Source organism: Streptomyces sp. NPDC005955 (genome assembly GCF_042871255.1).
Taxonomy (GTDB): domain Bacteria; phylum Actinomycetota; class Actinomycetes; order Streptomycetales; family Streptomycetaceae; genus Streptomyces.
Genome location: NZ_JBIAIF010000002.1, coordinates 571681 through 584162 on the forward strand (window position 1 = coordinate 571681; position 12482 = coordinate 584162).

Here is a 12482-nt window from a genome sequence, read left to right on the forward strand (position 1 = left end):
GGGCATGACCTCGACATATGCCCCGAGGTTGTCGCTGCTGCTCGGAGGGGTGGTCCGGCCGTCAACCCCCTGTGCCCATCTCGCCAAGCACCCCTTTCCCGGGGCACGTCGAGGGCTATCGTGGAGGGTGCCCAGCAGCATGGCCCGGGACCGTCCAGGGGGACGCAGTGGCGCTTCAGCACGAGTCGACCGCGCCGTACCGCTCGGTGCAGCGCGCCCTGCGGGTGCTCGATCTCATCGCCCGACGTCCCGCCGGCGTCACCGAGGCGGAGCTGGCCCGGGCGGCCGGGCTCACCGGCCCCCGGCTGTCCGGACTGCTGCGGATGCTCCGCCGCGAGGGGTACGTCACCCAGTGCGCCGACGGCACGTACACCTCCGGCGAGGCGCTCGACCGCCTCGGTACGGGGCCGGGCGCGGGGCGGGCCCCCTTGCAGGACTCCCTGGACCGGCTGCGGGGCGACCTCGGCGCCGCGGTGTACGTCGGCCGGTACCAGGACGGTGAGATCCGCGTCCCGTACTGCGCCGACGGACCCGACACCCCGGCCGTCCACGAGTGGGTGGACTTCCGCTCGTCCGGCCACGCCAGCGCCATCGGCAAGTGCCTGGTCGGGCAGCTCGACGCGGAGGCCCGCAGCGACCACCTGTCCCGGCACCGGATGGCCCGGCTGACCTCCCGGACGATCACCCACGAGGGGCAGCTGCTGACCCGGTTCGCCGCCCAGCCCGCGACGGTGCCGGTGCTCGACCTCCAGGAGTACGCGGTCGGCACGGTGTGCGCGGCCGTTCCGCTGACGGCCGGCGCCACCGCGGGGTGCCTCGCCCTGTCGCTGCCGGTCGAGCAGACCCACCGGTTGCGGCCGGCCGCGGACGCCCTCAACCGGGCGGCGGCCTCGGTCCTGCTCGCCCTCACGCTGTGACCGCCCGGGGCCGGCGCACGGCCGGCTCTTGATCAGCGGGTCCCCGGCCCGCATCCCTGACAGCGCACCACAGCCGCTGCCGGCCCCGGGCACGCCGGGGGCCAGTCGTGTGAGCAGATCTCGTACAACTCGAAGCCGCGCTCCGTCCCCGCACGGGAGAAGCCGGCCTTGATGAGCACCCGCCCGGAAGCCAGGTTGTCCGGGTGGCACTTGGCCTTCACGACCGGCAGGTGCAGAGCCCCGAAGGCCAGGAGCAGGAGATCGGACACCGCCTCGGTTCCCAGGCCCCGACCCCAGGCGTCTGGTCTCAGGATGTAACTCAGCGAGCCCACGCCCCAGGCGGTGTTGAGCTTGGCGACACCCGTCAGGTCAGTGTCTTCTTCGACGCCGAAGACGAATTGCGCGCGAGGAGACTGCTCCGCCGCTGCCACGGCCCGCCCGACGTAGAGACGGGCTTCGGCCTCGCCCAAGGGCCCCCGGCCCAGATACCTGACCGCCTCGGGGCAGTAGATCCGCTGGAGAGCTTGCTCGTCGCCGGCCCTCAGCTCCCGTAGCCGGATCACCCTGCCACCTCCGCCAGGACGTCGCCGAGACCAGCGGCGCTCGGCCGATCCGCCGGCTCGGAGAGCAGCACGGGACGGAGCACGTCCTGAAGCTCGGGCCACGACGTAGCCCGGGCCAAGGGCAGCCTCCCCGTGGCGATGGCGTCGCGCAGCCCCTCGGGTCCGGCCGCCTGCCTGTTGATTCCGGCCGCCCGGTAATCGAGCGGCCAGGAGCCGGTCGCACAGGTCCAGAGCACCCCCGCGAGGGCGTAGACCTCGGCTGCCGGTGAAGTCTTGGCCGGCTGCGGCCCCGACGAGATCCAATCAGCCAGCTCCGGTGCCATCAGATGCACCATGGTGCCTCGGAAGGCGGACCAGGGGGTTGTTCCCACCTTCCGCGACCAGGCGAAGTCGATCAGCTTCACCCCCGTCTCGGTATGGATGCCATGGGAGGGCTGCAAGTCACCGTGCACCCAGCCGAGAGAGTGAAGGTCAGCGACGGCACGGCACAGGTCGACTGCTGCGGTCAGTGCCCCGGGGCGGCCGACGGCGTCTTCCCGTGCTACCCGGAACATCTCCCAGGTGGACCGTCCGACCAGCCAGGGAGAGACGAACCACACGACTTCACGGGTGTGGCCCACCGTCACGGTGTATCCCGGGAGCTGCTCCAAGACGGACGCCTCACGCATCGTTGCCTCCGCGGCCTCCGCGGTCCCGAGCTTGATGGCAACGGCAGCCGCGGAGCCCGTCGCTTTCCAGACGGCAGAGCCTCGTCGGTCGGTGACCTGCTTCAACTCAACCGGTCCGCAGACGGCTTCCGCTGCCTTCACTGCCTCCGGGGGACAGGAAGCGAACTCGCCCATGCGCGTACTGCCTTCCACTCGTGGGGTTTGTCCCCAAACACGTCGCGTCCATCGTCCGCCGCGGCAGCGACCGCCGCAGCGAGTCCGGGCGTGCCCTTCAGGAACTTCGGATCACGGAGACGAACGGATGCCCGCACCGGCAAGAACGAGAAGGGAGCCGGCGGAATGGTCCGACCGGAGCGGTCCGAATCCTGCGTGCCTTCGGTGAACTTGCCGAACATCAAGCCGACCGGCCCGTACAGGTTCTTGAGCGCCCAGTGCGGCCAGGTCATCAGTTCGCGGTGGTCGGCGTCGGCGGCCTGCCCCAGCAGGACGATGCTCTCGCAAGCGAGCACCCCGCCGGCGCGAGCCATCAGAAGGCGGACCCGCTCCGCGGCTTGCACTCCCGCGTAGAACAACTCGGCCTCCACGGCGGGCGCGCGGGCACCAGCAGCAATCTCGTAGACGGTCCACCCGGTCATGCCACGGGCCCGGGAAGGCTTGAGGTACGGGCAGTACTCGGCAAGTGCGCTGATGTAGTCCGTCGCGTTCACGCTGCCTGGACTGACCGCCCCTGCTTCGACGAGGCGGAGCGCCCCGGCGGTGGGCCGGAACGCTCCCTCCTTGGAGGTGGTGATCACCGGACGGTCTTCTCCGGCAACACGTCGTCCCCGTCTCCGGGGCCGGGGTTGGGGCCGCAGTCCCACTCCGCCACGATGATCCCCGTGTCTCGATACTGCGCCAGGGTTCCGGCGTTGACCGTGCCGTCAGCGTTCGTGAACCAGATCTCCGGCAGCGTTCCGTACATCTCCTCGTAGTGCCCGACCCAAGTGATCCGGCCGCGGCCGGTCCACGCCCTGTGGCTCAGTTCCCGGCCGGCGTGCGCAAGGGTGAAATCGCGGTGCGCCCCGGCGTTCTGAGCCAGCACGTGCCACGTGGCGTCAATCGCCCGGGAGAACATCTCCGGCGCGGCCCGCCCGGCGTCGAAACGCTGACCAGCGATCTTGAAGAATTTCCCCAGCTCGACCAGCTCGGGGCTGAACTCGGTGGTGACACTCATTCGATTCCTCCAACGGGTTGAGGAAGACGGGGCAGCGCCAACTGGCAGCAGCCGAGGCGTGCTTGTCGCATGAAGGCCTCTCAGTCGGAAGCTGGCGTCAGAGCTACACGAAAGGAGGACCGGCTCTACACAACCGCCCTCAGACCGGTCCCGACCAGAGCAGAATTGCGGAGTCAGTGATGCATCCGTGCCGCAGACCAGGCCATGGCCTGCCTGTACGCATGTCACACACGTTGTTGGTACACCAGGAGTGGAAGCCGATGGCGGGCAAACGGGCACGGTTGATCCAGCGACGTAAGGCAGTCGGCCATACGCAAGAGTCGCTGGCTGAGGCGCTCCGGATCGACCGCACGACAGTGGGTCGCTGGGAAGGCGGCGGTGTTGCCCCTCGGCCCTGGATGAGACCTCCGCTCGCTCGGGCGCTCAAAGTCAGCGTCGACGAGTTGGCCGTGCTGCTTCAGGCAGAGGCGGAGCCCCCACACGACGCGGCTTGTACGGCCACGTCAGAACCGATCGTCGTGAGGTCGGCTGCAGTGCGCGTGGCGGCTGATGTGGCAGCCCCTGTCTGGGTGGAAGCCGTAGCGGTGGATGCCTGCGACTCCGCCCTCTTCCTGCACTTCGCCAGTCAGTCGAATGTGGACGATCTCGTGCTGGAGCAGCTCGACGCTGACATCGGCCGGTTGGCCAAGAGTCTCGTCAGCCAACCGGTCACCACCGTTTTCAGTGAGATCACGACGCTGCGCCGCCTGGTGTTCACCCTGCTCCAAGGGCGTCAACACCCTCGCCAGACGAGTCACCTGTACCTGACCGCCGGTCGGCTCTGCGGCCTGGCCACACATGTGGCGCTCGACCTCGGCCAGTTCACTGCAGCTGCCACCCATGCCCGTACGGCTTGGCTCTGTGCCGAGTCCGCCGACCACAACGGGTTGCGGGCATGGGTGCGATCCGTCCAGTCCTTGATCGCCTATTGGCAGCAGAACTACAGCCAGGCCGTCGAACTCGCTCAATCCGGCCTCCGCCATGCAGATGCCGGCACGATCCGAGCTCGCCTCCTGAGCCTGTCAGCGCGAGCCCATGCTGCCTGCGGTAGCGGCAGCGCGGCCGTCCGGGCAGTGGAGGCAGCCCGGGACGCCCGACACGGCAGCGCCGGTCCGGCCGAACTACCCGGCGTCTTCACCTTCCCCGAGGCCAAGCAACACGCCTACGCCGGAACCGCTCTGCTGGCCATCGACGGCAAAGGGCATGTACGTCAAGCCGTCGAGGCGTCATCGCAGGCGATCGCCCTGTACCGGTGCTCGCCCGAGGAAGACCAATCCTCCGGCGACCTGCTCGCAGCCCACCTCGACCTGGCCACGGCCCATCTGGCTGCCGGGGACATCGACGGCGCCGCGGAGAAACTGTCGGTGGTCCTCACCGCCCCGCCGGAGCGGCGCACAGCCAGCATCTCGCATCGCTTGCAGACCGTCGGCCTCCGTCTCGGCGAGCCGGTGTACGCAGGTTCAGCAGTTGCCCGGGGCCTTCGTGAGAGCGTCAGAGAAGCGTGCCACCGCCCCGCCCCCGCCAAGCCCCCGGAGCCCGACCAGTGACCCTCGACGAACGGCGGAACGCCGCCGTCACCGATCCGAAGCTGCTGGCCCGCGTCGCCTACGGCGATCAGCGGCACCTGAGCGCCAGACAGTCCCTGTACCGCTGGCAGCGGCCGCGGTACGACCTGCCGGGACTCGTGCTCCAGGAGTTGGCCGGCACCACCGGCCCGGTGCTGGACGTCGGCTGCGGCAACGGAAAGTTCATCGAGCGGCTGCGCCGGGACCGGCCCGATCTCCCGGTGGTCGGCCTGGACGTCTCCCCCGGCATCCTGGCCGGGGTGCCGGGCCCGGTGGTGACTGCGGACGCATCGGCGCTGCCGTTCGCCGACGGTACGGCGGACGCCGTCCTGGCCATGCACATGATCTACCACGTGCGGGACGTCGGGGCCACGGTCACCGAGCTGGCCCGGGTCCTCGGGGCCGCAGGCGTGCTGGTGGCTTCGACCAACAGCGACCGGGACAAGAAGGAACTCGACGAGCTGTGGCGGCGGGCTGCCGGCGACGTCCTCGGCACTCGGGACGTGCCGAGGCGGGTGTCGCTCAGTTCCCGCTTTTCGTTGGAGAAGGCCCCCCGTCACCTCAGCGCGGCTTTCGGTGACGTGCGCGTGCGGGAGCTGCCCGGGGTGATGGAGATCACCGACCCGGCCCCGGTCGTGGCGCATCTGGCCTCGTACGAAGCCTGGGCCGGGGAGTCCGGCGTGCCGTTCACGGAGACGGTCGGGCGGGCGGAGGAACTGGCCGCCGATGTCATCCGGAACGAGGGCTCCTTCCGCATCACCTGCCTGGGCGGCGTTCTCGTCTGTCGAAGGTAGACCGCCCGGGGATGACGACCGCCTCCCGACCGGCGCCGAGCGGGCCGGTCGGCGCCGGTCGGTGGGCCTGGCCGGAGCACTCCCGCGGACCGGGTATTATTTTTCTCGTCAGCCGGCGCCGCTAGCTCAGTTGGTTAGAGCAGCTGACTCTTAATCAGCGGGTCCGGGGTTCGAGTCCCTGGCGGCGCACCACAGGCAGTGCCTGACCTGGGCGTTCTTCCTTCGGGAAGGACGCCCAGCGGCGTTTGGCCACCTAGTGACGGCCGGCCCGGGGGGGCAGGGCGCCCACGATCAGGTCGGTCAGTGCGGCGACCGCGTCGGCGGCGGTGGTCCGGCCCCGGTTCAGCTCGACGGCGATCGCCCCGGCCGCCCCCAGCACGCCGGTGCAGCGCAGCCGAAGGGACTCGGCCGAGAGGTCGGAGTGCGGCGCGAGGGCAGCGGCCAGCACCCTCGTGTAGTCGTCGAGCAGCTCGCACTGGGTCGCCTCCATCTCCGGGTCCCCCCGCAGCGCTGCGGAGACGGCGGTGAACTCCGGCATGTCGGTGGCGCAGGCGAAGTACGCGGCGCTCATGACGCGGGCGACCTCGTCGGCGGCGGGACCGGCAGCCCGCAAGGCCCGGGCGGTAGCGGCCCGGTGCCGTGCGTCGAGCCGCCGGTAGAGCGCGAGCAGGAGGCCGGGGCGGGTGTCGAAGTGGCCGTACACGATCGGCCGGCTCACTCCCGCCGCTTCCGCGAGGGTGGCCAGCGTCAGACCGTCGGCGCCCCGGGCGCGTACGACCGCCACGGCGGTGTCGAGCAACTGCTCCCGCCGGGCCTGCTTGGACAGTCGGGTCGTGATGGCCATGCCCCTTTCCCCCTGGTGTCTGACTCCACGCTATGTTACAAAACGTAGGCTACAAAATGTAACTTCATGGATGGGGGAGGAACCCACAGTGGGACAACCGGAATCCGTACTGGTCCTGGGCGGTTCGGGCCAGGCGGGCAGGACGACCGCCGCCCTGCTGCGCCGCTGGCACCCGGCGCTGCCGCTGACGATCGCGGCTCGTGACCTCGACCGCGCCCAGCGGGTGGCCGACGACCTCGGTGCCGCCACGGCCGTCACCGTCGACCTGTGCCGCAGCGACCTCGGCCTCCCGGCCGGACACCGCTACTCGGCGGTGGTCGCCGCACTGTGGGACGACCGCCTGAACGGACTGCACTACGCACAGCACCACGGACTGCCGTACCTCAGCATCTCCAGCGGCCTGGCGGAGATCGCACCGGAGGTGGTCGCGGGCGCCCAGCGGGCGGACGCCTCGCCGATCCTGGTGGCCAGCCACTGGTGCGCGGGCAGCATCGTCCTCGCCGCACTGGACTCGGCCCGGGAGTTCGAGCGGGTCGACAGCATCCGGATCGGCGCCCTCCTGGACGAACAGGACACCGGCGGGCCCGCGGGGACGGCGGACCTGGAGCGCTGGTCCACCGCCACCTCGGCCGGGCTGGTACGCCGCGACGGCGTCTTCAGCTGGGTCAACGGCCCCGACGCGCAGACGGACGTGACCGGTCTCGACGGCACCGCGTGGTCCGGTCAGGGCATCGCCATCCTCGACGTGCCGAGCCTCGCCCTCGCGACGGGGGCGCCGAACGTCCGCTTCGACTTCGCCCTCGGCGAATCCGCGGGCCGGCGCCGCGGCGAGCACCCCTCCGTCGAGGTCCGGATCGACCTCGACGGAACGGATGCGACGGGTGCGCCGCTCCGTAGGAGCCGGTACCTCGTCCACCCGGCCGGGCAGCGCCCCCTGACGGCAGTCGGGATCGCCCTCGGCGTCGAGCGCCTGATCGGGCTGCGCGGCGCGGCCGTTCCGCCGGGCGTCCACACGCCCGAGTCATTGCTCGATCCGGGGTACGCGGTCGAGCGGCTGGTCGAGTCGGGCGCCACCTTCGTCGACGCACCCGGCGACTGAACGCCAGGGGGTCAGCGGGGTCAGAAGTCGCCCATCGCGTCGTTCATGGAGTTCGCGACCACCATGAACACCACGCAGAACGCGACGACGACCCCGCAGAAGACCAGCTTCCCCACCGTGCCGACGACGTTCGCGGTGGGGGACGGCTCGTGCGCGGTGGCCTTCTCGGGTCGGTCCGCGCTGTAGTGGACGGGCACGACGTCGCCCTGGACGATCGTCGTGGAGAGCCCGGCCTCCTCGAACCGCACGGTGACGCCCTCGGCCGTGGTGAACTCGAAGACGAAGTGGTGGGTGGTGTACGAGCCGTTCTCGGTGCGGCGCGTGGTCGTGTAGACGCGCAGGCACTCGGCCTCGGCCACCAGCCCGCTGTTCCACGCCCGGCTGCGTTCCTGGCCGCGGCGCACGGTCATCACCCCGGCGGCCACCGCTCCGCCCGCGATGACGAGTGGCACTGCGTAGAAGAAGAAGATTTCCATGAGGTCCCCCCGTATGAGTGTCGTGCACGCCACGCGGCCACGTGTGACGTGCGCGAACAGGCTAAGCGTGGGGGGTCACGGGGGGACCCCGGGATCGTACTAACCCTGAATCAGCGTCAGAACGTGACGTCCGAGCAGGCGTAGAAGGCGTTCGGGGTGTCGTTGACCGTCCACACCGCGAGGATCACGTGGTGCCCGGACTTGCCGGAGGGCACCTGCCCGGAGTGCGAGAGGGTCCACGGCGGGCGCTGACCGTTGTACGGCACCGTCAGGAACGGGGTGGACTCCAGAGCGGACCGCGTCAGCGGAGCGTTCTCGTTCCAGCCGTTCTTGGTGATGTAGTACTTGAAGTCGGTCGTGGCGTGCGCGGCGGTGAACTGCCAGCGGAAGTTGTAGCTCTGCCCGCCGGTCAGCTTGGTGGTGGGCCAGGCGTTTCCGTTGGGCTGGTTGGGCTGGTCGAGGGCGCTGAAGCCGCCGTTCCCGGCGGAACAGATCTTGCCGTCGGCCGGACCCTTCGCCGGGAAGCCCTTCAGGCCCTCGACGCTCTGCGGCTCGTACTGGATGGAACCGCAGCCCTTGACGATGCCGCCGTTCCCGCACGCCTTCTGCCGGCTGAGGGGCTGATCGGTGTATCCGTGGCTGCTGGCACCACCGGTGGAGAGCGTCATGGCTCCGACGGTGGCGAGTCCGAGCATGGCCGCGTACATCTTTTTTCGCATGCTGCCGCTCCTGGAGAACGTGGGGGTTCTGTGAGGCGTACGCACATTTTGCGGTCTAGACCAAGACTCAGGTTATGGGCGTTAGTTGAACATGTCCATACCAAGAACGGAAGGAATCCGGTCGCAGCGACTCCGTGATCCGGCCAGGGGTCCGGCGCACGGATCGCCACCGGTCGCCCCCCGGTGACGCACCCCGACCGACTCCCGTACCCCGCCAACTGCCCCTCCACCAGGCGTTCGTGCCGGATGACGAGAGGGTGCCCCGGTACTGGCGGACGTCGATCGACCGACGGTCCGCCCGCCGGCCCGGCAGGTCGCACGCGAGGGCGCTCCCCTCGGTGACCACCCACCGGGCCCGGCCCCCCACCTGCCGCCCGGCGAGCGGCCCGGGCGTCCCGTGGTCGTAGTCGGGGACGTAGACGGGAACCCGAACGGCCCCGCCGACGACCGCGGAAGGACCCGGGTGGTCGGTTTCCCCGCGCCACCGACCGCGCCACTACTGCGGGTCGCCGCCCCGGCCGGTGTAGAACGCCACGGTCAGGTCCTTCACCAGGGCCTTGCGCTCGTAGTCGTCGAGCTCGACCAGTCCCCGCACGGTGAGCCGGGTGACGGTGTCCTCGACGGAGTCGACCACCGAGGTCAGCACCGAGTCCCGGTGCTGTGCGTCGATCGCCGCGATCCGCCGCCGCTGCATCGCCGCGGCGACCTCCGGCGCGTACTCGATCCGGGTGGGCTGCGCCGAGAACACCTCGATGCCCACCGGCAGGGCGTCCGCCGCGATCCGCCGCGTCAACGCGTCCCCCACCGCCTCGGCGTCGCGCAGGGTCGGCGCGTCCTCGTGGAACGCGTCCGCCGGCAACTGCGACAGCACCCGCGCCATCGCCGCCTCCACGCACTCGCGCAGGTACTCCTGGTGGTCCTCGACGGCCAGCGCGGCCCGTGCGGTGTCCCGGATGTGCCACACCACCAGCACCACCACCCGCAGCGCGACGCCGTGCGCGTCCACCGCCGGCATCGCCTCGCTGCGCCAGTGCCGCAGCCGCACGTCGACCCGGCGGCGCAGCAGCAGCGGGTTCACCCACACCAGACCGGTGCGCCGGACCGTGCCCCGGTACCGCCCGAAGAGGCTGAGCACCCACGCCTGGCCGACCCGACCGCGGGCGAGCCCGCCGAAGCCGAGCAGGGCGAGCGCCCCGGGCACGGCGATCACCGTCCAGTGGCCGACGCCCATCGGGCTGGCGGGTCCGGCGGCCCGGGTGCCCGAGCGGGAGGTGACGGTGTCCAGCGCCGTGCCGAGCGGTCCGGCGTCGGCCCCGTACGCGGGCAGTTCGAGCAGCCGGACGGCCTCGGTGGGCAGCGCGCCGGCCCACCACAGGCCGATGACCAGGCCCGCGCACCCGGTGAAGCCGGCGAGCACGCCGAGCCATCCGGGCAGGGCGCGCCCCAGTCGTTCCACCAGTGCGGGATCGGGCAGCGGTACGGGCCGATCGCCGTCCGCCCAGAGCGCGTCCGGCTTGGGCGCCCGTCCGGCGGCGGCGCCCTCGGCCCGGTCGGCCCGCTCCCGGCGCTGGGGGAGATCGGTCCGGGCGGCCCGGGCCGTCCGGACGGCGGCTGCGGCGCGGTCACGGTCGCGGAGGGCGCCGGCGGGGGTCGCGGGCTGCTCGCCGGTGCCGCGGCGACGGCCCACCACGGCGGGGGCCGCCGGTACGGGGGTACCGGTGGCGTCCTCGCGGAACAGCAGGTGCACGGGGATCTCGGTGGTGGCCTCGTTGTGGATCAGCCGCTGACGGGAGCCGGTTTCGTCGGACCGTGCGGGCCGCTGGGCCGGGGACGGCTGCGGGGGCTGGGGCTGGGGGGTCTTCGGCGACGGGGGGGTCACCGGGCGTGCGTCCGTCATGAGAAGAGTCGCCGCCAGGTCTCCGGGCCCGGGTATCCGTCGGCTTCCGCGCCGCGCCAGCCCTGGGCGCGCTGGAACGACTCCACGTTGCGCCGGTCGCTCTCGCTCCAGCGCGGGCCGGGACCCTGTGCGTAGTGCCTGCCGAACCCCTTCCGCTTCAGCTGCTTGCCCAGCTGGGTGACGTGCGGGTTGTTCTGGCCGGGGCGGAAGTGTCCCCGGCCGGGGAACGCGGGGCTGCGGTCCTGGCCCGGGTTCTGGACCGAGCTGCCGGGGCGTGAGCCGCCCGTGCCGCCCGTCGTCCCGGTCCCGGTTCCGGTGCCGGGGATGTCCCGGCCCTTGCCGCGCACCAGGTAGTCCCAGGTCTTCGGGCCCGGGATGCCGTCGGCGGCCGAGCCCTTCCAGCCCTGGGCCTGCTGGAACGCCCGGGTGGCCCGCAGGTCGGCGTCGCTCCAGCGCGGGCCGGGTCCGCCGCGGTAGAAGCGGGAGCCGCCGCGGTCCCTGAGCATCCGTCCCAGCTCGGTGACGTGCCGGTTGTTGGCGCCCGGCCCGAACTTGTCCGCGCCGGGGAACGCCGTGCTGCCGGGCGGGATGCTGCCGGTCGGCCCGGAGGAACCGCCGCCGGACTGCACCCCGCGGTAGCGGTAGGGGATGTAGTTGTTGGCGTTGTTCCAGTACGGGTACGGCGTCGAACGCTTGATGGCCTTCGGCGGGGTCTGCTCGTAGGCGATGTAGTGGTTGCGGGTGTAGTCGGTCCAGCCGCCGAAGATCGTGACGTGGGAGCCCGCACCGGGGTTGGACGGATTGTGGAACAGCAGCATGTCGCCCGGCTGGAGCTCGGCCTTGGTGATCCGGACGGCGAAGCCGGCGAGGCTCCCGGTCCACTGGTTGCTGCCGAGGCCCCAGGCCATCGAGACGAAGCCCGAACAGTCCTGGCGGTACCCGTCGGACCAGTACTTGGACATGCTGTACGGGACCTTGGCGTTGACCCAGGTCTTGGCCCGGTTGATGATCTCGGCCCGGGTGACGGCCGGGAAGTTCGTCGCGGCGGGCGTCGCGGCCGGCGTGGCGGTCGACCCGGGCGGGGCCGCGGGACCGTACAGCGGGCCGGCGGTGCCCTGCGGGGTCCCGGTCGACCCGTCGGCGTCCCCGCCGCCGGGGGCGTACGGGATCCCGGGTTCACCGGGGCCGTCCGCGGGGGCGGGGGTCGGCCCGGGCAGCAGTGACCCGACGCCGCCGAGGAGCGCGGAGTCGCCGGCCGGGTGCCCCGAGTCGAGCGGGCGGTACTCGGCCGCCACCGCGGTCAGCTGCGATCCGCTGAGCACCGTCCCGGCCGCCGCGGCGAGGACCACCACCTGCCGCCGAGCGCCGTGCGCCGCCGGACTGCCGCCGAGCCGGACCGGCAGACCGCGGGCCCGGGCCCGCCTCCGGTCGGCACAGCCCGGACAGTCGCAGTCGCTCGCGGGCGCCACCTCTTCGAATACGGGAGCGTCCATTCGATTCCCCTCACACACCGGAATTGACCTCCGCGCGCATCCGCACAGGGCGTCAGTTTCTCAACTGTCCGGACATATCGCACGTTGACTGCCCAAATGATGCACAGTCAGACATACAATATTTCAACCCCTTGAGGGTACGTCAGATTCCACTCGTACTCCGCGTTCGGGCAACCGGCCACACAAGGGTCAAAA

Annotated in this window: 13 protein-coding genes, 1 tRNA gene and 1 pseudogene; 6 read left to right on the forward strand and 9 right to left on the reverse strand. The window is 71.3% G+C overall.

Going from position 1 to position 12482, the window contains the following annotated elements; genetic code table 11:
- The first annotated feature begins 167 nt into the window (after positions 1-167).
- Positions 168-917 (forward strand): IclR family transcriptional regulator C-terminal domain-containing protein, encoded by a 750-nt coding sequence (locus tag ACFYOU_RS07770; protein ID WP_391304103.1) that lies wholly within the window; start codon positions 168-170, stop codon positions 915-917.
- 32 nt (positions 918-949) lie between these two features.
- Here the strand turns inward: ACFYOU_RS07770 and ACFYOU_RS07775 are convergent, their stop codons facing one another.
- From ACFYOU_RS07775 to ACFYOU_RS07790, 4 genes are read right to left on the reverse strand one after another with little or no spacing between them, the layout of a single operon-like run.
- Positions 950-1480 (reverse strand): GNAT family N-acetyltransferase, encoded by a 531-nt coding sequence (locus tag ACFYOU_RS07775; protein WP_391304104.1) that lies wholly within the window; start codon positions 1478-1480, stop codon positions 950-952.
- The gene (locus ACFYOU_RS07780; RefSeq protein WP_391304105.1) at positions 1477-2322 is read right to left on the reverse strand and encodes a hypothetical protein; all 846 of its coding nucleotides are present in this window, start codon (positions 2320-2322) and stop codon (positions 1477-1479) included. Before ACFYOU_RS07780 ends, ACFYOU_RS07775 begins: the two co-directional genes overlap by 4 nt.
- Positions 2286-2942 carry a hypothetical protein gene (locus tag ACFYOU_RS07785; protein WP_391304106.1) on the reverse strand — a complete coding sequence of 219 codons (657 nt, stop codon included), beginning with the start codon at positions 2940-2942 and terminating at the stop codon, positions 2286-2288. Before ACFYOU_RS07785 ends, ACFYOU_RS07780 begins: the two co-directional genes overlap by 37 nt.
- Positions 2939-3361, reverse strand: coding sequence for a hypothetical protein (locus ACFYOU_RS07790; protein WP_391304107.1), 423 nt, complete (start codon positions 3359-3361; stop codon positions 2939-2941). Before ACFYOU_RS07790 ends, ACFYOU_RS07785 begins: the two co-directional genes overlap by 4 nt.
- A 260-nt stretch (positions 3362-3621) precedes the next feature.
- On the opposite strand from ACFYOU_RS07790, the pseudogene ACFYOU_RS07795 reads away from it, so the two are divergent.
- The 4 genes and pseudogenes from ACFYOU_RS07795 to ACFYOU_RS07810 all read left to right on the forward strand — a co-directional run.
- Positions 3622-3801 (forward strand): annotated as a pseudogene (locus tag ACFYOU_RS07795) (helix-turn-helix transcriptional regulator); the annotation flags it as partial.
- Between the two features lie 129 nt (positions 3802-3930).
- A complete protein-coding gene (locus ACFYOU_RS07800; RefSeq protein WP_391304238.1) occupies positions 3931-4947 on the forward strand; it encodes an XRE family transcriptional regulator in 1017 nt (338 codons plus the stop codon).
- Entirely contained in the window at positions 4944-5759 is an 816-nt protein-coding gene (locus tag ACFYOU_RS07805) for a methyltransferase domain-containing protein (protein WP_391304108.1), read from the forward strand. Before ACFYOU_RS07800 ends, ACFYOU_RS07805 begins: the two co-directional genes overlap by 4 nt.
- 115 nt (positions 5760-5874) lie before the next feature.
- A tRNA-Lys gene (locus ACFYOU_RS07810) sits at positions 5875-5951 on the forward strand.
- Positions 5952-6012: 61 nt separating this feature from the next.
- Here the strand turns inward: ACFYOU_RS07810 and ACFYOU_RS07815 are convergent.
- Positions 6013-6603, reverse strand: coding sequence for a TetR family transcriptional regulator (locus ACFYOU_RS07815; protein ID WP_391304109.1), 591 nt, complete (start codon positions 6601-6603; stop codon positions 6013-6015).
- An 88-nt stretch (positions 6604-6691) separates the two neighbouring features.
- Between ACFYOU_RS07815 and ACFYOU_RS07820 the strand changes: the two genes are divergently transcribed.
- On the forward strand, positions 6692-7702 hold the full coding sequence (locus ACFYOU_RS07820) for a saccharopine dehydrogenase (RefSeq protein WP_391304110.1): 1011 nt from the start codon (positions 6692-6694) through the stop codon (positions 7700-7702).
- A gap of 20 nt (positions 7703-7722) precedes the next feature.
- Here the strand turns inward: ACFYOU_RS07820 and ACFYOU_RS07825 are convergent, their stop codons facing one another.
- The 4 genes from ACFYOU_RS07825 to ACFYOU_RS07840 all read right to left on the reverse strand — a co-directional run bounded on the left by ACFYOU_RS07825 (position 7723) and on the right by ACFYOU_RS07840 (position 12287).
- Positions 7723-8178 (reverse strand): DUF3592 domain-containing protein, encoded by a 456-nt coding sequence (locus ACFYOU_RS07825; RefSeq protein ID WP_391304111.1) that lies wholly within the window; start codon positions 8176-8178, stop codon positions 7723-7725.
- 116 nt (positions 8179-8294) lie between these two features.
- Positions 8295-8897 (reverse strand): lytic polysaccharide monooxygenase, encoded by a 603-nt coding sequence (locus ACFYOU_RS07830; RefSeq protein ID WP_389762447.1) that lies wholly within the window; start codon positions 8895-8897, stop codon positions 8295-8297.
- A gap of 496 nt (positions 8898-9393) precedes the next feature.
- Positions 9394-10794, reverse strand: coding sequence for an SPFH domain-containing protein (locus ACFYOU_RS07835; RefSeq protein WP_391304112.1), 1401 nt, complete (start codon positions 10792-10794; stop codon positions 9394-9396).
- On the reverse strand, positions 10791-12287 hold the full coding sequence (locus ACFYOU_RS07840; RefSeq protein ID WP_389762445.1) for a peptidoglycan-binding protein: 1497 nt from the start codon (positions 12285-12287) through the stop codon (positions 10791-10793). Before ACFYOU_RS07840 ends, ACFYOU_RS07835 begins: the two co-directional genes overlap by 4 nt.
- Between the last annotated feature and the right edge of the window lie 195 nt (positions 12288-12482).

Bases quoted from the DNA above. Each gene is read 5' to 3' on its own strand.
- ACFYOU_RS07780 (WP_391304105.1), bottom strand. From the start codon at position 2,322: ATGGGCGAGTTCGCTTCCTGTCCCCCGGAGGCAGTGAAGGCAGCGGAA.
- ACFYOU_RS07790 (WP_391304107.1), bottom strand. From the start codon at position 3,361: ATGAGTGTCACCACCGAGTTCAGCCCCGAGCTGGTCGAGCTGGGGAAA.
- ACFYOU_RS07815 (WP_391304109.1), bottom strand. From the start codon at position 6,603: ATGGCCATCACGACCCGACTGTCCAAGCAGGCCCGGCGGGAGCAGTTG.
- ACFYOU_RS07825 (WP_391304111.1), bottom strand. From the start codon at position 8,178: ATGGAAATCTTCTTCTTCTACGCAGTGCCACTCGTCATCGCGGGCGGA.
- ACFYOU_RS07830 (WP_389762447.1), bottom strand. From the start codon at position 8,897: ATGCGAAAAAAGATGTACGCGGCCATGCTCGGACTCGCCACCGTCGGA.
- ACFYOU_RS07835 (WP_391304112.1), bottom strand. From the start codon at position 10,794: ATGACGGACGCACGCCCGGTGACCCCCCCGTCGCCGAAGACCCCCCAG.
- ACFYOU_RS07840 (WP_389762445.1), bottom strand. From the start codon at position 12,287: ATGGACGCTCCCGTATTCGAAGAGGTGGCGCCCGCGAGCGACTGCGAC.